General features: G+C 60.1%; 18 protein-coding genes and 1 pseudogene. 7 read left to right on the forward strand and 12 right to left on the reverse strand.

The window, feature by feature from the left end; translation table 11 throughout:
- Positions 1-104 precede the first annotated feature (104 nt).
- Positions 105-1,646 (forward strand): phosphoenolpyruvate carboxykinase, encoded by a 1,542-nt coding sequence (locus C4J90_RS01345; protein ID WP_124360801.1) that lies wholly within the window; start codon positions 105-107, stop codon positions 1,644-1,646.
- Positions 1,647-1,703: 57 nt separating this feature from the next.
- Here the strand turns inward: C4J90_RS01345 and C4J90_RS01350 are convergent, their stop codons facing one another.
- From C4J90_RS01350 to C4J90_RS01370, 5 genes and pseudogenes are all read right to left on the reverse strand, one after another.
- Entirely contained in the window at positions 1,704-2,567 is an 864-nt protein-coding gene (locus C4J90_RS01350; RefSeq protein WP_256658906.1) for a DMT family transporter, read from the reverse strand.
- A gap of 161 nt (positions 2,568-2,728) precedes the next feature.
- Positions 2,729-3,085 (reverse strand): DUF1493 family protein, encoded by a 357-nt coding sequence (locus tag C4J90_RS01355; RefSeq protein WP_124419037.1) that lies wholly within the window; start codon positions 3,083-3,085, stop codon positions 2,729-2,731.
- 286 nt (positions 3,086-3,371) lie between these two features.
- The gene (locus C4J90_RS01360; protein WP_124360803.1) at positions 3,372-3,854 is read right to left on the reverse strand and encodes a hypothetical protein; all 483 of its coding nucleotides are present in this window, start codon (positions 3,852-3,854) and stop codon (positions 3,372-3,374) included.
- A gap of 273 nt (positions 3,855-4,127) precedes the next feature.
- Complete coding sequence (locus C4J90_RS01365; RefSeq protein ID WP_124360804.1) at positions 4,128-4,451, reverse strand: hypothetical protein; 324 nt, start codon at positions 4,449-4,451, stop codon at positions 4,128-4,130.
- A 274-nt stretch (positions 4,452-4,725) separates the two neighbouring features.
- Positions 4,726-4,878 (reverse strand): annotated as a pseudogene (locus C4J90_RS01370) (YhfG family protein); the annotation flags it as partial.
- 162 nt (positions 4,879-5,040) lie between these two features.
- Between C4J90_RS01370 and C4J90_RS01375 the strand changes: the two are divergent.
- The 3 genes from C4J90_RS01375 (at position 5,041) to C4J90_RS01385 (ending at position 8,879) form a co-directional block, all read left to right on the forward strand.
- Entirely contained in the window at positions 5,041-6,216 is a 1,176-nt protein-coding gene (locus C4J90_RS01375; protein WP_124419038.1) for a tetratricopeptide repeat protein, read from the forward strand.
- A gap of 270 nt (positions 6,217-6,486) precedes the next feature.
- Positions 6,487-8,424 (forward strand): ATP-dependent DNA helicase RecQ, encoded by a 1,938-nt coding sequence (locus tag C4J90_RS01380; RefSeq protein ID WP_124419039.1) that lies wholly within the window; start codon positions 6,487-6,489, stop codon positions 8,422-8,424.
- Positions 8,425-8,447: 23 nt separating this feature from the next.
- The gene (locus tag C4J90_RS01385; RefSeq protein WP_124419040.1) at positions 8,448-8,879 is read left to right on the forward strand and encodes a thioesterase family protein; all 432 of its coding nucleotides are present in this window, start codon (positions 8,448-8,450) and stop codon (positions 8,877-8,879) included.
- A gap of 144 nt (positions 8,880-9,023) precedes the next feature.
- Here the strand turns inward: C4J90_RS01385 and C4J90_RS01390 are convergent, their stop codons facing one another.
- The 3 genes from C4J90_RS01390 to fdhD all read right to left on the reverse strand — a co-directional run bounded on the left by C4J90_RS01390 (position 9,024) and on the right by fdhD (position 12,913).
- Positions 9,024-9,512, reverse strand: coding sequence for a glycine zipper domain-containing protein (locus C4J90_RS01390; RefSeq protein WP_124360808.1), 489 nt, complete (start codon positions 9,510-9,512; stop codon positions 9,024-9,026).
- A gap of 216 nt (positions 9,513-9,728) precedes the next feature.
- A complete protein-coding gene (locus C4J90_RS01395; protein ID WP_124360809.1) occupies positions 9,729-12,077 on the reverse strand; it encodes an FdhF/YdeP family oxidoreductase in 2,349 nt (782 codons plus the stop codon).
- A complete protein-coding gene (fdhD, locus tag C4J90_RS01400; protein ID WP_124419041.1) occupies positions 12,074-12,913 on the reverse strand; it encodes a formate dehydrogenase accessory sulfurtransferase FdhD in 840 nt (279 codons plus the stop codon). The genes C4J90_RS01395 and fdhD overlap by 4 nt, the downstream gene beginning before the upstream one ends.
- 211 nt (positions 12,914-13,124) lie before the next feature.
- Here fdhD and lysM point away from each other — a divergent pair, with 211 nt between their 5' ends.
- Positions 13,125-13,565 (forward strand): peptidoglycan-binding protein LysM, encoded by a 441-nt coding sequence (gene lysM, locus C4J90_RS01405; RefSeq protein ID WP_124360811.1) that lies wholly within the window; start codon positions 13,125-13,127, stop codon positions 13,563-13,565.
- 109 nt (positions 13,566-13,674) lie between these two features.
- On the opposite strand, the gene yrfG is transcribed toward lysM, so the two are convergent.
- Positions 13,675-14,337: a GMP/IMP nucleotidase gene (gene yrfG, locus C4J90_RS01410; RefSeq protein WP_124419042.1), complete on the reverse strand. Its 663-nt coding sequence runs from the start codon at positions 14,335-14,337 to the stop codon at positions 13,675-13,677.
- Positions 14,338-14,424: 87 nt separating this feature from the next.
- Between yrfG and nudE the strand changes: the two genes are divergently transcribed.
- Together nudE and cysQ are read left to right on the forward strand one after the other, a co-directional pair.
- Positions 14,425-14,991, forward strand: coding sequence for an ADP compounds hydrolase NudE (gene nudE / locus C4J90_RS01415; RefSeq protein WP_124360813.1), 567 nt, complete (start codon positions 14,425-14,427; stop codon positions 14,989-14,991).
- Positions 14,988-15,824, forward strand: a complete 837-nt coding sequence (gene cysQ / locus C4J90_RS01420) for a 3'(2'),5'-bisphosphate nucleotidase CysQ (RefSeq protein ID WP_124419043.1) — start codon at positions 14,988-14,990, stop codon at positions 15,822-15,824. Before nudE ends, cysQ begins: the two co-directional genes overlap by 4 nt.
- Before the next feature lie 127 nt (positions 15,825-15,951).
- Here cysQ and C4J90_RS01425 read toward each other — a convergent pair whose 3' ends face one another.
- The 3 genes from C4J90_RS01425 to C4J90_RS01435 are packed head-to-tail and all read right to left on the reverse strand — an operon-like array spanning position 15,952 to position 19,624.
- The gene (locus tag C4J90_RS01425) at positions 15,952-16,407 is read right to left on the reverse strand and encodes a thioesterase domain-containing protein (protein WP_124365090.1); all 456 of its coding nucleotides are present in this window, start codon (positions 16,405-16,407) and stop codon (positions 15,952-15,954) included.
- 26 nt (positions 16,408-16,433) lie between these two features.
- Positions 16,434-17,819 (reverse strand): sigma-54 dependent transcriptional regulator, encoded by a 1,386-nt coding sequence (locus C4J90_RS01430; protein WP_124402742.1) that lies wholly within the window; start codon positions 17,817-17,819, stop codon positions 16,434-16,436.
- Positions 17,816-19,624 carry an ATP-binding protein gene (locus C4J90_RS01435; protein WP_124360816.1) on the reverse strand — a complete coding sequence of 603 codons (1,809 nt, stop codon included), beginning with the start codon at positions 19,622-19,624 and terminating at the stop codon, positions 17,816-17,818. Before C4J90_RS01435 ends, C4J90_RS01430 begins: the two co-directional genes overlap by 4 nt.
- Positions 19,625-19,660 lie beyond the last annotated feature (36 nt).

Here is a 19,660-nt window from a genome sequence, read left to right on the forward strand (position 1 = left end):
GGGCTTTTCTGGCATAATCCGGCCCACTTTTTTCGCGGTAGTAGTGCGCAACTTTCTACTACAAAACGTTTGGAGCACTCGGCCATAGGCCGACGGGGAACCTCATGACGCAAGCCAATAACGCCGTATACACCGATCTGAGTGTTGACGATCTGGTCAAAGAAGCCCTGCAGCGCGGTGAAGGCGTGCTTGCCGATACTGGCGCGCTGGTCGTAGAAACCGGTCACCGCACCGGTCGTTCGCCGGTCGATCGTTTCATCGTTGAAGAGCCGACTACCCAGGCCGCAATCGCCTGGGGCCCGATCAACCGCAAGTTCCCGGCCGACAAGTTCGATGCCCTCTGGGCTCGCGTCGAGGCCTTCAACAATGCGCAAGAGCATTTCGTTTCCCACGTTCACGTAGGGGCTGCCGAAGACCACTACCTGGCCGTGAAAATGACCACCCAGACGGCCTGGCAGAACCTGTTCGGTCGCTGCCTGTTCATCAACCCGGCCCAATACAACCCGGCCGGTCGTGAAGAGTGGCAAGTGCTCAACGTGGCCAACTTCGAGTGCGTGCCAGAGCGTGACGGCACCAACTCCGACGGTTGCGTGATCCTTAACTTCGCCCAGAAAAAAGTGCTGATCGCCGGCATGCGTTACGCCGGTGAAATGAAAAAAGCCATGTTCTCGGTGCAGAACTTCCTGCTGCCGGCCGCCGACGTGCTGCCGATGCACTGCGCCGCCAACATCGGTGAAGCAGGCGATGTGACCCTGTTCTTCGGCCTGTCCGGCACCGGCAAGACCACCCTGTCCGCCGACGAAAGCCGTTACCTGATCGGTGACGACGAGCACGGTTGGGGCGAAGGCGTGGTGTTCAACATCGAAGGCGGTTGCTATGCCAAGTGCATCGACCTGTCCGAGCAGAACGAGCCGGTTATCTGGAAGGCCATCAAGCACGGCGCCGTGCTGGAAAACGTCGTCATCAACGAAGCCGGGCATGCCGACTACGCCGATGTCAGCCTGACCCAGAACAGCCGCGCCGCCTACCCGCTGGAACACGTTGCCAAGCGTTCCGAGAAGAACCTGGGCGGCGAGCCCAACGCGGTGATTTTCCTGACCTGCGACCTCACCGGCGTGCTGCCGCCCGTGTCGATCCTCAGCGAAGAACAAGCGGCCTACCACTTCCTGTCCGGCTACACCGCACTGGTGGGCTCGACCGAAATGGGTTCGGGCAGCGGCATCAAGTCGACTTTCTCCACCTGCTTCGGCGCACCGTTCTTCCCGCGCCCGGCCGGTGAATACGCTGAGCTGCTGATCAAGCGCATCCGTGGTTTCGGTTCCAAGGTCTACCTGGTCAACACCGGCTGGACCGGCGGCGGCTACGGCGTCGGCAAACGCTTCAACATCCCGACCACGCGCGGCGTGATCGCAGCGATCCAGAGCGGCGCGTTGATCGGTGCCGAAACCGAACACCTCGACACCATCAACCTCGACGTGCCATTGGCCGTGCCGGGCGTTGAAACTGGCCTGCTGAACCCACGTAACACCTGGGCTGACAAGGCTGCCTACGATGAAGCGGCGAAGGCGTTGGCTGGATTGTTCATCGAGAACTTCAAGAAGTTTGAAGTGAGCGATGCGATCAAGGCTGCAGGGCCTAAGTTGTAAGATCCGATCGTTGTGAAAAAGCCGCCTCTTGAGGGCGGCTTTTTTGTGCGCGAAAGATCAGTCGGCGATGTGCAAAACCACAGCTCCGACCAGCACCAGCACAACCCCCAGCACCTGCACCGCCGTCAGCCGCTCCTTGAAAAACACAAACCCCAGGATCGCTGCAATCCCACCTGACAGCGTACTGATCACCGTCACCACCGAAACCGACCCTGCCATTGCCCCCCACGAAAACGCCGAGAAACCACCGAGGTTCATCACGCTCGCTCCGGTCAATGTCGCGCAGTTTTTCAGCGGCGGGATTTTCAAGCCGTCCTTGATCTTCCGCACCATCATCACCATTACGCACCCTCCAACCAGGTAACCCAGCCACAGCATAGTGATGGGGCCCAGCGCCGGCAGCGTATAGCGGCCTTGCAGCCAGAAACTGGTGCCGTACAGCAGCGCGGCGAGCATGGCGTAGGCGATGGACAGGCGCGGGTTGTTGTGGGGTACGCCGTTGTCCTTATGGAGGCTGGAAAGGATCACGCCGATGACGCACAGGCCGATGCAGCCGAGTTGGACCAGGCTGATCTGCTCGCCGCTGGCCCAGGACAGCAAGGTGGTGACTACGCCGTATGAGGTCACGAGTGGCGCAACGATGGCGGCTTTGCCCAGGGCGAAGGCTTTGGACAGTGCGAGGGCGCCGGACACGGTGAGCAGCGCGGCCGCGATACCCAGGAGCCAGACGCTCAACGGCGCATTGAGGGATTTGGAAAAGAAGGCAGGAAAACTGACCAGCAGCAGGGTCATGATCAAAAAGCCGAGGGCTTGGCCGAAATACACCGCGCGTTTAACACCAACGGCCCGGGCGTTGAGGCCCACCAGAAAGTCCGTGCCGCCCCAGAGCAGGGCGGCCAGCAGGCCCATCGTTACGTCCATGTAAGGTCCTTGTTATGCATACCGTTCGCCAGGTTAGCGCAGATCCAAATGTGGGAGGGGGCTTGCCCCCGATTGCGGTGTAACAGTCAAAAGTTGGCCGCCTGACACACTGCTATCGGGAGCAAGCCCCCTCCCACACTTGATTCTCGTTGTACTTCAGTTCAGCTCAGGTTTTCCAGCGTTTGCGTGTCCCAGCTGTGGGTCTTGATCGCCAGGTAGAGCATACCAATGGTCAGCGGGACTTTGTCGCCATGCCCCTTGGCACGGTGCTTGAGGAACACGTCGAAGACCGGCGGGTTGAAGTAACGATAAGTGTCGTAGTCGCCCAAGTCGAGGGCGAACTCCTGCTCCAGTGCTTCCATCAGTTGCTTGGCCTCGCTGCCGTCACAGCCCAAGTCGAAATTGAGTGAGGTTTGCAGATGGATGGTCTTGTGTTTCGGCAGGCCGATTTCTTCGTGCAGCAGTTGCAGAAGTTGCTGCATGACGGGGTCTTCGGGGAAGTTGGGGGCGAGGTTCATGGTGGGCGCACGTAGAAGTGGGTGAGGGGGACGGTTGCGTTGGTGGCGATACTTGTTTTGGCTTTTTAACAAAATGATGCCTGTTACAAAAGCGATGACCGGCAGGCTCTCTGTTTGTGTCTCCCTTATCCAAGAGGTGGCGCAGAATAAGATTGTCGGACCGCTCACCACGAGTATGAGCCCAAAAGCCTTTCTGAATACGGGCCGCTTGATTGTTTTGTCGGCTAAAGCGGGAAGTGCCAAGAGTAGAATCAGATTTATCCATTGGATGTACATGGTTATCGTATTAGCCACCCTGAAATTGTCGGACCATTGACGAGAGAGATCGCTGAGGGCCGATGCCTCCGTTGACCTGAGCGTCGATCCCTATAACGACGTCACCGGCGTGATAGCTACGAATGAGGCCTTTGATAGTCAGACCTACGGCTGCTCCTGCGGCGAGTCCAACTGCTGGAGATGCCAGACTCATTGGCGCTGATACCGCGCCGCTGATTAATCCTGCAACGATTTCCCCGCGAATGTTGAGCAAGTCGGCATGTTGCCGGGTGATTGGCTTCGAGATGCCGATGGTGATTTTGCAAGGCAAATCACGGGCAAGCATTTTGTCGTATAAATCTACGAGCCGCTGGCGCAGCTCATTTGCGAATGTGCCTGCTTCCAGTAGGCATAGATTTGCCAGTGCGTGCCGGTTGGCTGGTAAGGCTATAAGGCGAAGCACCGTGAAGGTGATGCCATAATGGCCGATGTATTGAGTCCTTTCGATGTTCACGGGTGTCCGCCGAGAAAGTTGAGACCGCGCTATTTTCATTCAGCTACGGGTAACTTCTGTAGACGTTAGGTGGGTATTTGGAGCAGTTTGGGAAGGGGATGTCGCGGTGTTTGGAAGTTTCTTACAGCGGTTTCCGGCATTTGTGCCTTGGCAGCGACGCCATAGGTAAAACTGGTCAAATGTGGGAGTCCGGCTTGCCCGCGTTGACGTTGGGTCAGGTGTGGAAATGTCGCCTGATACTCCGCTATCGCAGGCAAGCCAGCTCCCACAGGGTTAGCTGTGTGGCTGGCCAGTTTGTGTTGGACTGCCGGCCGCCGGCTGTAGCTGCACGTGTTGCGCCGCTTCCAGCAAATCACAGCCGTCCTGGACGAGCAGGTACAAGGCGTTGGTGATGTGGGAGATGTCTTTGAGGTCGGCGTGTTCGAAGGTCAGGCAGGAGAAGGTTTCCAGTAGGTCCGTAGCTGCGCGGATGCGTTGGTGGGCGGCGGACTGGATGTCTTCGGCTTTGGCTTCGGTGTCGATGACGAGGGGGTAGGTATCGGTGAAGTTAGTGCGCAGAATGCGATAACGATTGGTTGGGAGGTTGGGCTTTGTCATTTCAGTTCCAATACAGATTCAAAGAAATACACCAAACGAGTTGGCACGTTTGTCCCTGCTGTTTTTCGGATGACCAAACCCGGTCGCTGATTTGGTAGCGACGGAACGAACCTTAGAAGTGAGTGTGTTCTCGGGCAATAAACGAATGGTTTAACTGTTCATGGCCTCAGATCATTCCCACGCTCCTGCGTGGGAATGCATCCCGTGACGCTCTGCGTCACCAACACCTGAGGTTCAAGCCGTGCAGTGATGAGGCGTTGAGTTCGCGAGGCAAATACTGGGCAAGGACCGCGGCTCTCGTCGGCAGAGCATTGTCGACATCGGACGGTTGGGTGTCGAAGCCTGCCAGACGCAAGCTGGCAAGATAGTTGGAGCGTTGTATCTGCTTGTAGTAAGCCTGTTTCTGCTTGAACGTCATCTCTTCCACGGCGCAGTTCTCCAAGACAGAGGCTGGTTTCATCGTGCGGTCGGTGTTCGCTATAACCACGTCACATTCCTTATAAAAAATCCGCCAGCGCGCTGAATTCAGCGTATGTTTCACCGCAAAATCTTGTAGGGCAATTCCGCCCACTACTTAAAGGGAATTAACATGGGTTTGCTTCGTGTCGCTTCGGCGATGTCATTGTGTGCGGTGGCTTTTTCCGTTCAGGCCGAGCAGTTGCCGATCGAGGTGCTGAGTGCGGTGGTCAAGGACCAGAAAATCGCCGACGCCGAGGTGCTGCTGCAACGCAACGGTGCGCAGAACGTGGTGGGCCGCACCAACGCTCAAGGGCAGGTGACGCTGACCAGCGAGGCGGCTGACGACGTCAGCAACCTATTGATCATCAAAAAACCGGGCTATTCCAACCTGGTGGTGAAGTGCCCGTGCAAGGGCATGACCTACGCTATCAGCCCTGTGATGGAAAACCTCGATGGCTTGCGCGTGGTGCTGAGCTGGGGCCAGACGCCGGAAGATCTCGACTCCCATATGATCTTCCCCGGCAACAATATCTACTTCGAGAACAAGACCGGCACCGACGCCGAGCTGGACGTGGATGACACCGACAGCTACGGCCCGGAGACCATCACCCTGCAGAAAAAACACTACGGTGAAAGCTACGTTTACGCCGTGCATGACTACAGCAACGGCGGCAATCCAGGCTCTCGTCAGTTGTCCAACAGTGAAGCCAAAGTATTCGTGTACATGGGCCAATCGCTGGTGCGCACCTACTACGTGCCGAAAAACCGCAGCGGTAACCTGTGGACCGTGTTCCGCATGACCGGCAGTGGCGACTTCCAGGACATCAACACCTTCACCGGCGTGACCGTTAATGCCGCTAATGTACTCAACGAAGTCAAACCATTGCTGGACGACAGCGTCGCCGTTACCGCTGTCGCCGTCAGCTCTTCCGCACAGACCGATGCGAAGCGTCTGAATGTGCAGGGTGAAGCGGCCTACCAGGCGGGTAATCTGGACCAAGCGATTGACCTGTTCCGCCAGGCCATTGATCTGGATAACGGCTTCGGTAAAGCCTATGGCAACCTCGGCCTGGCGTATCAAAAGGCTGGCAACACCGCTGAATCGATCTGGGCCAACCGCAAGGCCATCGCCCTGGCGACGGGGGCCAATGCGGCAACCGTACGCGCGGGTGCCTACTACAACATTGCGCGAATCTACGAAGCGGCGGGCCAGTTCCCGGATGCGCTGCGTCACTACCAGTTGGCCAAGGAGCAGAAGGCCAATCCGGTGTACGACACGGCGATTGAGCGGGTGCAGAACCGCTGATTCGGTTGTAGCGCGGTTTTGAAATGTGGAAGGGGGCTTGCTCCCGATAGCAGTGGGTCAGTGATTTATTTGTAGCTGATCCACCGCCATCGGGGGCAAGCCCCTTCCCACATTTGGTTTTTGGTGTTCCTACAGTCGTATTTGGCCCAAGGCCATTGCTGCACCCTGTGTATCATCCTGTCTCTTTTTTCCATGCGACCTTTCTCGATCCGCTGAACTTAATGGGCTACGTTTTTAAGCCACGTTCAACGGTCAATGGAGTGACAGCCTATGCACGACACCCTCCAGCAGGTCTTTGGTTATCCACAGTTTCGTTTGGGCCAGGAAGAGACGGTCAGCGCCGTGCTGGCCGGTCGTTCGGCGGCCGCTATTTTCCCCACCGGGTCGGGCAAGTCCCTGTGTTATCAACTGTCAGCCGTATTGCTGCCACACCTGACGCTGGTGGTGTCGCCGTTGTTGGCATTGATGCAGGACCAGTTGGGTTTCCTGCGGCGTCACGGCATTTCAGCGGGCAGCATCGACTCGGCGCAAAGCCGCGAGGACGCCAATGACGTGATGGCTCGCGCACGTTCCGGGGAATTGAAAATCCTGATGATTTCCGTGGAGCGCTTGAAAAACGAGCGTTTCCGCAACTTCCTGCAAAGTGTGCAGCTCTCGCTGCTGGTGGTGGATGAGGCGCACTGCATTTCCGAATGGGGCCACAACTTCCGTCCGGACTATCTGAAGCTTCCCGACTACCAGCGCCAGTTCAAGATCCCACAAGCGCTGCTGCTGACGGCTACGGCCACGCCCAAGGTAATTGCCGATATGCAGGCCAAGTTCGCCATTGCGCCGCAGGATGTGATTACCACTGGCTTTTACCGGCCCAACCTCAACTTGTTGGTAGAACCGGTGAGCGGCGCGGACAAACGCCGGCGTCTCGTGCAATGGATGAGCGAGCGGGCCAATCAGCCGAGCATCGTCTACGTCACCCTGCAAAAAACCGCCGAGCAGATCGCCGAGCACCTGAACCGTAACGGCATCCAGGCCGAGGCGTATCACGCCGGTTTGCCCCATGATAAACGCGAGGGCATCCAGCAGCGTTTCATGGGCGGGCGCTCCAATTGCATCGTCGCCACCATCGCGTTTGGCATGGGCATCGACAAAAGTGATATCCGCAATGTGGTGCACTTCGACCTGCCCAAATCCATCGAAAATTACAGCCAGGAAATCGGCCGCGCCGGGCGCGATGGCCAGCCTTCGGACTGCCTGGTGCTGGCCAATCGCGACAGCCTCAATGTGCTGGAAAACTTCGTGTACGGTGATACGCCGGAGCAGGAAGGTATCCGCCGGGTGCTGGAAGAGGTGCAGGCCGCGCGAGACGAGGGCCAATGGGAGTTTTTACTCAGGTCTTTATCGGACCACAGTAACATTCGCGAGCTGCCATTGAAGACGCTGCTGGTGCAGTTGGAGCTCAAGGGCGTGATCGCACCGCGCTACGCGTTTTATGCCGAGTACCGTTTCAAGTACCTGATCGAACCCGATGCCTTGCTGGCCCGATTTTCCGGGGAGCGGCAACAGTTTGTCGCGGCGATCATCCAGGTGTGCAAGCGCGCGAAAACCTGGGCGACCGTGGATTTCGACGCGCTCTACCAGCAGCACAACGCCGAGCGCAGTCGTGTGGTGAAAGCGTTGGATTACTTCCAGGAACAGGGCCTGATCGAATTGGAAAGCAAGCAGATGACCGAGGTCTACAGCTTGCTGAACACCAATTTTGACCCACAGGTGCTGAGCGCCGAGTTATACACAGGCTTCAAGCAGCACGAGGTGACAGAAGTGGCGCGGATTCACGCCATGCTTGATCTGTTCGCCACCGAGCAGTGCCTTGGGCAACGCCTGGCGCGCTATTTTGGCGACGAAAATGTACCTGAGCGTTGCGGGCATTGCTCGGTGTGCCATGGGCACGTCGCCCATCTACCGCCGCCGCCGCGCCTGCCGCCGCTTGTGGATAAGAACTTCATGGGGCTGTGCGGCGATTTTATCCACAGGCATCATGAGCACACCGGCCAATTGCCGGGTGCGGAACGGTTGACGCGCTTTCTGGGTGGGATCAGCGTGCCGTTGTTCACCAAGTTGAAGGCGCGGGGTATTCCCGGGTTCGCTGCGCTGGAGGACTACCCCTACGCCGAGGTTCGTGAGTGGGCCGAAGCCCATTTGAATGACCTGTAAACTCCTTCTAACGAGAGGTGCCCATGCCTGACTCAGTGTCCCAACGTGCCGATTACGCACACTTCCAGCCGATCATTACGCGCTGGCACGACAATGACGTGTACGGCCATGTGAATAACGTCACCTACTACAGCTTTTTCGACACGGCGGTGAATACCTACCTGATCGAACAGGGCGAGTTGGATATTCATGACGGGGAAGTGGTCGGGTTTGTAGTCAGTTCGGCGTGCGATTACTTTGCGTCGATCGCTTTCCCAGAGCGCATTGATATCGGCCTGCGGGTGGGCAAGTTGGGCAATAGCTCAGTGCAATACGAGTTGGCGGTATTCAAGGCAGGCGAGCAGGAAGCCTGTGCGGCGGGGCGTTTTGTGCATGTGTTTGTCGACCGGGGCACGAACCAGCCGGTGACGATTCCGGGGAGGTTGCGCGAGGCGTTGCAGCGGTTGGTGGTCTGACTCGGTCCTGCAAACACCGCTGAACCAAATGTGGGAGGGGGCTTGCTCCCGATAGCGGTGGATCAGTCACTGTATGTATTGACTGATCCACCGCTATCGGGAGCAAGCCCCCTCCCACATGGGATTTTCTGTGTTCGTCAGGCCTTAGTCATCATAACGATGATGGCGCTTGTGTTTGTTCTTGCGATGCCCATAGGCATGACCGCGGCCAGGGTGGCCATCGCGGTAGTAGCGACGGTCGTCGCGGCCACGGTAACGACGGTCATCGTCATCGCTCTTGTTGCCCATGTAGTTGCCCAGCGCGCCACCTGCGCCACCGCCGGCAGCTGAGCCGATCAGTGCGCCGGTGCTGCCGCCGACACTGCGGCCTACCACGTTGCCGCCGGCAGCGCCCAGTGCGCCGCCAATGGCGGCTTCGCCACGGCTGCGCTTGTCGGCGCCGACCGCGCTACCGCCCGCGCCACCCAGCGCTGCGCCGATGGTCGAACCGGTGTTGCCGCCCAACTGCTGGCCGACAACCGAGCCTAGAACCCCGCCCAATGCGCCGCCCACACCGGCTTCGGTGGTGCCACCGGCCATGGCTGCGCCACTGACCAGGCCAAGGGACAACAAGAGAATCGAGGAGAACTTCATTCAGGGAAACCTCAAGGGGATGACGGCGCGATCCTGAGGTTGTATCGAGCCGCTGACAATCGAAATCCGACCGGCGGCAGCAGTTGTATACAATTTGCTAAGTTGCTGTTTTGTATAGGGAACTTAAGTTGTTTTTACGAGTCTTTAGTTACTTAGGAAAGGCCGCTTTTATATAAAAAGCGGCCTTTTTTGTGCCTGCAAAATGTGTAGCACACGTCAGGCCGAGCGCGCCATGATCAACCCATTATCGCTCGCCGCTTCCAAACGAATCGCCACAAACTTCGACGTCGGCGTATGGCTACCGTCGCCCGTGCTTTCCAACGGCACCAGAGGGTTCACTTCCGGATAGTAAGCAGCGGCCTGCCCGGCCGGAATATCGAACGCCAGTAGGGTGAAGCCCTTGACGCGCCGCTCTCGGCCGTCTTCCCACAGCGAAATGATGTCCGCCTTCTGCCCCGGCTTGAAGCCCAGGCGGATGATGTCGGCTTCGTTGACGAACAGCACATCCCGTTGGCCTTTGACGCCGCGATAACGGTCGTCTAGCCCATAGATAGTGGTGTTGTACTGATCGTGGGAGCGCATCGACTGCATGATCAGGTCCGGCACACGCCCTGTGGCGTGGGTGCGTTCGTGAATCAGGTCTTTGGGCAGAACGTTCGGTCGGAAGTTGGCGCGGCCCGATGGGGTGTTCCAGCGGCGTGCGCCGGCGGAGTTGCCCAAGTAGAAACCGCCCGGGTTTTTGAGCTTCTCGTTGAAGTCCTTGAAGCCTGGAATGGTGTCGGCGATCAGGTCGCGAATGCGTCTGTAGTCAGCCACCAGCCAATTCCAATCCACCGGTTTGCTGCCCAGGGTCGCGGCGGCAATGCCCGCCACAATCGCGGGCTCCGATTTCATCAGCTTCGACAGCGGCTGCAACTGGCCGTTGGAGTCGTGGACCATGCTGAACGAGTCTTCCACCGTCACCGCTTGCGGGCCCTCGGCCTGGATATCGATGTCGGTACGGCCCAGGCATGGCAGGATCAGCGCGTCTTTGCCGTGCATCAGATGGCTGCGGTTGAGCTTGGTGCTGATCTGTACAGTCAGGTCGCAGTTACGCAATGCTTCGAACGTGCGGGTGCTGTCCGGCGTGGCCTGGGCGAAGTTGCCGCCCAGACCGATAAACACCTTGGCGCGGCCTTCAAGCATCGCGTGGATGGCTTCGACCACGTTGTGGCCATTGGTGCGCGGCACCTGGAACTGGAAGCGGCGCTCCAGTGAGTCGAGGAATGCCACCGGTGGGCGTTCGTTGATGCCCATGGTGCGGTCGCCCTGCACGTTGCTGTGACCGCGCACCGGGCACAGGCCTGCACCTGGGCGGCCGATATTGCCGCGCAGCAACATCAGATTGGCGATTTCCTGGATGGTCGGCACCGAGTGACGGTGTTGGGTGATGCCCATCGCCCAGCACATGATCACGTTCTTGCCTTTGGCATACATGCGCGCGGCTTGCTCGATCTCCACCAGCGTCAGGCCGGACTGCTCGACGATTTCCTCCCACGAGGTGTCGTCGATCTGGCCCAGATAGTCCAGCACGTTGATGGTGTGTTCGTTGAGGAAGTCGTGATCGAACACCGCTTCCTTGCCTTCGGCCAAGGCTTGACGCTCCCACAGCAGCAGGAACTTGGCCATGCCGCGCAGAATGGCCATGTCGCCGCCCAGCGCCGGGCGGAAATAGGCGGTGTTGGTTGGCTTGTCGCCGTTGGTGAGCATTTCCAGCGGATGTTGCGGGTGCTGGAAGCGTTCCAGGCCACGTTCTTTCAGGGGGTTGATACACACCACCTGAGCGCCGCGCTTCACCGCTTCGCGCAGAGGCTCGAGCATGCGCGGGTGGTTGGTGCCGGGGTTCTGGCCCCAGACGAAAATCGCGTCGGCATGTTCGAAGTCATCAAAGGTCACAGTGCCTTTGCCCACGCCCACACTCTGGGCCAGGGCGACGCCGCTGGCTTCGTGGCACATGTTCGAGCAGTCCGGGAAATTGTTGGTGCCGTAGGCGCGCACAAACAGCTGGTACAGGTAGGCGGCTTCGTTGCTGGCGCGGCCCGAGGTGTAGAACTCGGCCATGTCCGGGCTGGGCAGGGCATTGAGGTGCTTGCCGACCAGGTCGAACGCGGCGTCCCAACTGATGGGCTGGTAGCGGTCGGTCGCGGCGTCGTAGCGCATAGGCTCGGTGAGACGCCCTTGGTACTCCAGCCAGTAATCGCTTTGTTCCAGCAGCGCGGTCACGCTGTGTTTGGCGAAGAATGCGGCGTCCACGCGGCGCTTGGTGGCTTCCCAATTGACCGCCTTGGCGCCGTTTTCGCAGAACTTGACCATGCCACTTTCCGGCGAGTCGCCCCAGGCACAGCCCGGGCAGTCGAAGCCGCCGTTCTGGTTGGTCTTGAGCATCATGCGCAGGTTTTTCAGCGCGTTGTCGCTGGTCAGCCAGGCGTGCGCCACGCTGATCAATGCACCCCAGCCGCCTGCCGGGCCTTTATAGGGCTTGTAGCGTGGGGTTGGGGTTTGGTCGGCTTGGTGGTGAAGGCTCATGGCTGGTACTCCATCGCTGGGCTGTAGACCCGCGGCGCGCTTTTCTGCGGCAGGTGGATGAGATTGAGGTTATGCCGACGCGCCCATTGCAGGGCAAGGCCGGTGGGCGACGACAGGCTGACCAGGGTCTGGATGCCCGCGCGCAGGACTTTCTGGATCAATTCGAGGCTGCAGCGGCTCGTGACAATTGCCAGGCCACCGTCGGTCGGAATCTGTTGGCGGGTCAGTGCACCAATCAATTTATCCAGGGCGTTATGCCGGCCGATGTCTTCGCGGCCCATCAGCAATTCGCCCTGGTTGTTCATAAATATGGCTGCGTGCACCGCGCCGCTGTGTTGGCCCAAGGGCTGGAAGGCGCTGATGCGCTGGCGCAGGCCATCAAGCCATGCGGCGGGTGGCAAGGGTGCGCCGGGCAGCACCTGCAGGTCGGGCAAAGCCTGCTCCACGGCTTCGACGCCACACAGCCCGCAGCCGCTGGTGCCCGCTAATTGGCGGCGCTGCTGCTTGAGGTTCCAGAACGCCCGGCTGGAAATCTGTACCTGGGCATACTGGGCAGAGCCCGAACCGCTGAGCTTCAGGTCATAGATGTCGCTGACGTCGGTGATAATGCCGCTGCCAAGGCTGAAGCCGACAATGAAGTCTTCCAGGTCGGTCGGCGTCACCAGCATGACGGCCTGGCTGATGTCGTTATAGGCAATCGCCAACGCCACCTCTTCGGCCAGCGCAGTACTGCCGACGTCTGTGTGTTCGAGATTGCTGTACTCATAGCTCTGGCTGGCGGCGGGCGCGGGCATTTCAAGGGCGGGCGCCGCGCAGGTTGGGCGCTTGGCGTTCATGAGGCAATTACCACCGACGGATTGATCAGTGTTCAGACTAGGCGCGACAAAGGGTCGCGTCTAATTGCCAGTATTGATGTAGTGATAGACGGCGTCGATCAAGGCTCGGTTTTGCGCGGTCGTCTGCTCGTCTTTGGGGCCGCTGGAACCCAAAACCTTGGGACTGGTCTAGTCTTGGGCATCAGGAACTTAAACCCAAGGAGAGCGCACTATGAGTATTTTCAGCTTTATCAAAGAAGCCGGCGAAAAGATCGTCGACCTGTTGACGCCGGGTAATGCTAATGCGAGTGAGCAGTTGAAGGAGCATGTGAGCAAGGTGGGCCTGGGTAATCCAAACGTGCAAACCACCGTGGATGGCGACAAGGTCACCGTGACCGGTGAAGTGGCCACCCAGGAAGAGAAAGAGAAGATCCTGCTGGCACTGGGCAACATCGCCGGCGTGGCGAGCGTGGATGATCAGATCACCGTCACGGGTCCTACGGTTACCGCTGCGCGTTTCGTCGTGGTGAAAAAGGGCGATACCCTCAGCGCGATTTCCCTGGCTGTGTACGGTAATGCCAACCAGTACAACAAGATTTTCGAGGCCAACAAGCCGCTGTTGTCGCACCCGGACAAAATCTACCCAGGCCAGACCCTGCGTATTCCTGAGTAATACGCACAACAACCCTGTGGGAGGGGGCTTGCCCCCGATGGCAGTGTGTCAGTCACTGGATGTGTTTCTGATATACCGCTATCGGGAGCAAGCCCCCTCCCACATGGGTTCAGAGTCCGGCTATTAGATCGCGGTAGTCCTCGACAGCCGCAAACTCTGCGGTGTCCTTGGGTCCCTTTTTGCTGTCGGGCTCTTTGACTGCCAGCAAATGCCCCACACCGAACTCCCTGGCGCTGCGCAGGATCGGCAGGGTGTCGTCGATAAACAGGCTGCGGGCCGGGTCGAACTGGATATCAGCGTGCAGCGCTTCCCAGAACTGCTGGTTTTCCTTGGGAAAACCATAATCGTGGGAGCTGATCAGTTGCTCGAAGTACGGCGCCAGCTCAATGCGCTCCAACTTCAATGACAACGAATCGCGGTGAGCATTGGTGATCAGGATCACGCGTTTGCCGGCCTGTTTGATCGCCGCCAGAAATGTATCGGCGTCCGGGCGCAGGGCGATCAGGTGGGCGGTTTCAAGCTTGAGTTCGCGTACTGGGATCTTCAGTTCGGCGCTCCAGAAATCCAGGCAATACCATTGCAACTGTCCGGCGTTACGCTCGAACAGGGGCTGCAGTTCCATTTCGGCCATGGCCCGGTTTACGCCATGCAATTCGGCATAACGCTGGGGCAGGTGCTCCATCCAGAAATGGTTGTCGTAGTGCAGGTCGAGCAAGGTGCCGTCCATGTCCAGCAGGACGGTATCGATGGCGTGCCAGGGCAAAGAGGGCATGGGGCGTTCTCATGTAAGTAAAGATATCCGACACAGACAATCGGAAAAGCCACGGTATAGTAACCCGATCACGCCAAGGAGCCGTTCATGCGCCAGAAACCCACCGTCCTCGCCCGCGAAATAGTCGCCAGTAGCCGTTTGTTCCGCGTGGAGGAAGTGCAATTGCGCTTTTCCAATGGCGTTGAACGGACCTACGAGCGCCTGGTGGGCCGTGGTGCCGGTTACGGCGCAGTGATGATCGTCGCCATGATCGACGAAGACCATGCCTTGCTGGTGGAAGAATACTGCGGTGGCACCGACGAGTATGAGTTGTCCCTGCCTAAAGGCCTGATCGAGCCCGGCGAGGATGTGTTGGCGGCGGCGGATCGCGAACTCAAGGAAGAAGCCGGCTATGGGGCACGCCAGTTGGAACACATCACTGAGCTTTCACTGTCTCCCGGCTATATGAGCCAGAAAATCCAGGTGGTGCTGGCCACCGAGCTTTATGAAGAACGCCTGGAAGGCGATGAGCCCGAGCCCATGCGTGTGGAGCGGGTCAACCTGCGTGAGCTGTCGGCACTGGCACAAAACGAGCAGTTCAGTGAGGGCCGGGCGCTTGCCGCGCTGTACCTGGTGCGAGACCTGCTGACCCAGCGTGGAGTGTTTACCTTATGAGCGAACTGTTTCTGGGCCACCCCTTTATCGCCCCCGTCATCGAACTGGCTCGCCAGGCCGGTGAAGCCATCCTGCCGTACTGGCGTGCCGACGTTGCGGTTACCTCCAAAGCGGATGATTCTCCGGTGACGGCCGCCGATCTGGCTGCGCACCATCTGATTCTCGCTGGCCTGACTGCGCTGGACCCAAGCATTCCGGTGCTGTCCGAAGAAGACGCCGATATCGACCAGAGCGTGCGCGCCGGTTGGCAGCGTTGGTGGCTGGTGGACCCGTTGGATGGCACCAAGGAATTCATTGGTGGCAGTGAAGAATTCACCGTCAATATCGCCTTGATCGAACAAGGCCGCGTGGTGTTCGGCGTGGTGTCGATGCCCACCAGTGGTCGTTGCTACTTCGGCGGCGCGGGCCTGGGGGCTTGGCGTTCGGATGTGAATGCCGCGCCCAGGCAGATTCAGGTGCGCCAGACGCCGGCCGCGGGTGAAGCCTTTACCGTGGTTGCCAGCCGCCGTCATACCAGCCCGGAGCAGGAGCGTTTGCTGGAGGGGCTGAGCCAAGGCTTGGGGGAGCTGAAACTGGCGAATATCGGCAGCTCGTTGAAGTTCTGCCTGTTGGCCGAGGGCAGTGCCGACTGCTATCCGCGCCTGGCGCCGACTTCGCAGTGGGACACTGCGGCGGCGCAAGGCGTGCTGGAAGGGGCGGGGGGCGAAGTGCTGGAGTTGAATGGCAAGCCGTTCAGCTACCCGGCGCGGGAATCGTTGTTGAACCCGTTCTTCCTGGCGTTGCCGGCCAAGGCGGCGTGGCGTGAGCGCCTGTTGACCCTGGCCAGATCTTAAGACCACAGCAAAACAAAATGTGGAAGGGGGCTTGCTCCCGATGGCAGTGTGTCAGTCAATATCTAAGTGACTGATCCACCGCTATCGGGGGCAAGCCCCCTCCCACATTTGCTTTGTGTGATGGCGGCTAGCGGTGCAGGACGTACTGGCCGGTGAAGGTCACTGCACGTTCTTCACTGCCCTCATTCACAATCCACGTCTCCAGCGTCAACCGCGCACGGCCATAGCGCTTGTACGTTGCGACAAAACGCTTCCACACTTTCTCCTCCGGCGCTGGGCAAATCACCGTCGCGTCCTGCGTCACCGGCAACGGATAGCTGATCTGCCCTTCCTGAATCACGATATGCCCGTCTTCGATCCCTTCCTCGCGCAGTTTCAGGTGCAACCAACCCCAACCCGCCAGCACGGCGCCGCAGTAGAGGCTGCCGCCAAACATGGTGCTCTTGTGGTTGATATTGGCTTGCAAGGGTAAATGCAGTTGCAGTTGGCCGTGTTGCCAGTCGAGCACCTTGAGGCCCATTTCCCGGGTGAGGGGGATGTCGTGATGGAGGATGGATTCCAGGTAACGGCTGTCGCGGCTCATGGCGGTCTCTTGGCGGGTGGGCAGGGTCATTCGTCGTCTGCGCTGTGGCTGGCGCTGTCGGCGAAGTTCAGGCCATGCTTGCGCAGTTTGTCGTGCAGGGTTTTGCGGGGCACGCCGAGGGCTTCGGCGAGGCTGCGCATGGAGCTGTGGGGGCGGGTCAGTTCGGCGGCGATCAGGCTTTTTTCGAATTGTTCGACTTGCTCGCTCAAACCGCCGGGCGTGGAGGTCAGTGTGCTGGCGGATGGATTGTCCAGTGTACTGTCCAAGGCCAGTTCCAGGCCCAGGGCAAAGCGTTCGGCGGCGTTTTGCAGCTCGCGTACGTTACCCGGCCAACTGTGGCGCAACAGCAGCGCGCGCTGGCCCGGTTGCAGCTCATGCAGGGGCAGGCCGTGGCGGCTGCTGGCTTCGTCGGCGAAGTGCTGAAACAGCATCAATGCGTCTTCACCGCGCTCGCGCAGTGGCGGAATGCGCAGCGGCGCGACATTCAGGCGGTAATACAAGTCGGCCCGGAAGCGGCCCTGGTCGGCCGCCTGGCGCAGGTCTTCCTTGGTGGCGGCGATGATGCGGATATCCAGTGCAATCAACTGGTTGCCGCCCAGGCGCTCCACCACACGCTCCTGCAGCAGGCGCAACAGCTTGACCTGTACATCCAGGCTCATGCTTTCGATTTCATCGAGGAACAGCGTGCCGCCATTGGCGAATTCGAACTTGCCGATACGGCGCTTCTGCGCGCCGGTAAACGCGCCCGGTTCATGGCCGAACAGCTCGCTTTCCACCACCGATTCGGCCAGGGCCCCGGCGTTGATCGCCACGAACGGGCCGCTGCGGCGGCTCGACAGATCGTGCAAGGCGCGGGCGACCACTTCCTTGCCGGCGCCGGTTTCGCCGAGGATCAGCACATCGGCCTTGGTCGCTGCCAGTGCGCCGATTTGCTCGCGCAGGCGCAGCATCTGCGGCGAATGCCCCACCAGGCGCGTGCTTAGTTGCTGCCGGTCACTGAGGGCCAGGCGCAGGCTGCGGTTGTCCAGCACCAGTCGGCGCAGGGCCAGGGCGCGGCGCACGCTGTCGAGCAAGGCGTCGCTGGCGAAGGGCTTTTCGAGGAAGTCATAGGCGCCGGCACGCATGGCCTGCACCGCCAGCGGCACGTCACCGTGGCCAGTGATCAGCAGCACTGGCAGGTCAGGGTCCTGGCCGTGCAGCTCGGCGAGCAGCTCCAGGCCGTCCATGCCGGGCATGCGGATATCGCTGACCACCACGCCCGACCAGTCCCGCGACAAGCGCGCGGTGAGGCCGCTGGCTTCGCCCAGGGGCAGCACTTTCAGCCCGGCCAGGTCCAGGGTCTGGCACAGCGCCTGACGCAAATGGGGATCGTCATCGATCAGCACCACCTGAATCTGGTTATCGATACTCATACACTGCGGTCCTCGGACGGTTGCAGACTGACGCCCGGCGAGCCGGCACGCAATTTCAAGGTTAACAGCGCGCCGCCTTCCTTGTGGTTGGCGAACAGCAGTTCGCCGCCGAAGGCGCGCATCAGGGTGTCACAGATCGCCAGGCCCAGGCCCAGGCCCTGGGTGCGCGTCTTGGTGGTGTAGAAGGGCTCGCTGGCGCGGCCCAACGCTTCCATGCAAAAGCCCGGGCCGTTGTCGCGAATGTACAGGTTGACGCCCAAGTCGGTGGTTTGGGCACTCAGCCACAGTTTGCGCGGCGGGCCTTTTTCGGTAAGGGCGTCCAGGGCATTGGCCAGCAGGTTGCCCAGCACCTGGCGCAGACGGGTTTCACCGGCTTGTACCCATAAGGTCGCTTCGGGTAAGTCGCGGATCAATTCCACTTCCATCGAGCGCCGCCGTTTGGCCAGTAAGGCCAGGGCATCGTCCAGCGCGGGTTGCAGCGCCACGCTTTCCGGCGCGTGGCGGTCACGGCGGGCGAACGCGCGCAAGTGGGCGATGATCGAGGCCATGCGCCCGGTCAGTTCGCTGATCAACTTGAGGTTGCCGCGCGCATCGGCGGTGCGTTCATGGTCGAGCAGGATTTCAGCGTTTTCCGCGTAGCTGCGAATCGCTGCCAGGGGTTGGTTCAGTTCATGGCTGATACTGGCCGACATGGTGCCCAGCGCCGAGAGTTTACCGGCCTGCACCAGGTCATCCTGGGCACGTACCAGTTCCTGCTGGGCGTGTTCGCGCTCCAGCACTTCCTGTTTCAGGCGCCGGTTCAGGCCTTCCAGGTCGCTGGTGCGCTCGGCCACGCGCATTTCCAGCTCGCGGCGCGCCTTCGCTTCGAAGGCGATACGCTCCAGGTAATGCCGGCGGCGCTGCATCATCAAGCCGAGCAGTAGCATCAGCACCAGCAACGTCGCGCCGCCTACGGCCACCACGGTACGCACCGGGCGGTTGATCAAGGATTGGGGGGCGAGGATTTCCACATTCCAGCCGGTCTCGGCGATGGCGGTGGATTGGCGCAGCCAGGCGCTGCTGCTGAGGTTCAGCGGCTGAGGATCACGGGTGGGATAAGGCTGAATGGCAATAATGGCCTGGCGCTCTGCGGCGGTCAGCGGCCGGGTGGCGCGGAACCGCCATTGCGGGCGCGAAGTGAGGATCACCACGCCGTTGTGGTCGGTCACCAGGAGTTGTTCCGGGGTGTTGCCCCACAAGCTTTCGGTGTGGTCCAAGTCAACCTTGACCACCAGCACGCCAATGATGTTCTCACCATCGCGTACGGCGGCGGCGAAGAAGTAACCGCGCTTGGCCGAGGTGGTGCCCAGCCCGAAAAAACGTCCTAGGCGCCCGGCCATGGCTTCGCTGAAATAGGGGCGAAAGGAAAAGTTGCGCCCGACAAAGCTGTCTTGTTTGTCCCAGTTGGACGCGGCGAGAGTCTTGCCGGTGGTGTCCATCAGGTACATCACCTCCACCCCGGCCTGGGCGGCGACGTCCTTGAGCAGCGAGTTGGCGTTGACCAGGTTGGTGCTGACGTGAGGCGCATCCAGCGCGGTACGCAGGGCCGGCAGGTCACCGAGGATCTGCGGCAGCACTTCATAGCGATGCAGGGTGCCCAACAGGTTGGCGACGTACAGGTCGAGGGTCTGACGGTTCTGCCCGGCCAGCTCGCTGCGGTAGTAGCGCTCGGCCAAGTGCTCCAGCGGCCAGAGCAGCGGCGCCAGGCACAACGCCAACAGGGCGAGGCTGCGCCAGCGGGGTCTTCGCGGAAGGGGTGGGGTCATGGGAATCGTGCGCCTGTGGGTACAGGCGCATTATGC

The sequence above is a fragment of the Pseudomonas sp. R2-60-08W genome, assembly GCF_003852335.1.
In the GTDB taxonomy this organism is placed as follows: domain Bacteria; phylum Pseudomonadota; class Gammaproteobacteria; order Pseudomonadales; family Pseudomonadaceae; genus Aquipseudomonas.

What these genes read in the sequence shown, in the direction of transcription:
- lysM (WP_124360811.1), top strand. Translation starts at nt 13,125, where the DNA reads ATGAGTATTTTCAGCTTTATCAAAGAAGCCGGCGAAAAGATCGTCGAC.
- C4J90_RS01355 (WP_124419037.1), bottom strand. Translation starts at nt 3,085, where the DNA reads ATGAACCTCGCCCCCAACTTCCCCGAAGACCCCGTCATGCAGCAACTT.
- C4J90_RS01425 (WP_124365090.1), bottom strand. Translation starts at nt 16,407, where the DNA reads ATGAGCCGCGACAGCCGTTACCTGGAATCCATCCTCCATCACGACATC.
- fdhD (WP_124419041.1), bottom strand. Translation starts at nt 12,913, where the DNA reads ATGAACGCCAAGCGCCCAACCTGCGCGGCGCCCGCCCTTGAAATGCCC.
- C4J90_RS01345 (WP_124360801.1), top strand. Translation starts at nt 105, where the DNA reads ATGACGCAAGCCAATAACGCCGTATACACCGATCTGAGTGTTGACGAT.
- C4J90_RS01350 (WP_256658906.1), bottom strand. Translation starts at nt 2,567, where the DNA reads ATGGACGTAACGATGGGCCTGCTGGCCGCCCTGCTCTGGGGCGGCACG.
- C4J90_RS01365 (WP_124360804.1), bottom strand. Translation starts at nt 4,451, where the DNA reads ATGACAAAGCCCAACCTCCCAACCAATCGTTATCGCATTCTGCGCACT.
- C4J90_RS01385 (WP_124419040.1), top strand. Translation starts at nt 8,448, where the DNA reads ATGCCTGACTCAGTGTCCCAACGTGCCGATTACGCACACTTCCAGCCG.
- nudE (WP_124360813.1), top strand. Translation starts at nt 14,425, where the DNA reads ATGCGCCAGAAACCCACCGTCCTCGCCCGCGAAATAGTCGCCAGTAGC.
- yrfG (WP_124419042.1), bottom strand. Translation starts at nt 14,337, where the DNA reads ATGCCCTCTTTGCCCTGGCACGCCATCGATACCGTCCTGCTGGACATG.
- C4J90_RS01380 (WP_124419039.1), top strand. Translation starts at nt 6,487, where the DNA reads ATGCACGACACCCTCCAGCAGGTCTTTGGTTATCCACAGTTTCGTTTG.
- C4J90_RS01395 (WP_124360809.1), bottom strand. Translation starts at nt 12,077, where the DNA reads ATGAGCCTTCACCACCAAGCCGACCAAACCCCAACCCCACGCTACAAG.
- C4J90_RS01390 (WP_124360808.1), bottom strand. Translation starts at nt 9,512, where the DNA reads ATGAAGTTCTCCTCGATTCTCTTGTTGTCCCTTGGCCTGGTCAGTGGC.
- cysQ (WP_124419043.1), top strand. Translation starts at nt 14,988, where the DNA reads ATGAGCGAACTGTTTCTGGGCCACCCCTTTATCGCCCCCGTCATCGAA.
- C4J90_RS01435 (WP_124360816.1), bottom strand. Translation starts at nt 19,624, where the DNA reads ATGACCCCACCCCTTCCGCGAAGACCCCGCTGGCGCAGCCTCGCCCTG.
- C4J90_RS01375 (WP_124419038.1), top strand. Translation starts at nt 5,041, where the DNA reads ATGGGTTTGCTTCGTGTCGCTTCGGCGATGTCATTGTGTGCGGTGGCT.
- C4J90_RS01430 (WP_124402742.1), bottom strand. Translation starts at nt 17,819, where the DNA reads ATGAGTATCGATAACCAGATTCAGGTGGTGCTGATCGATGACGATCCC.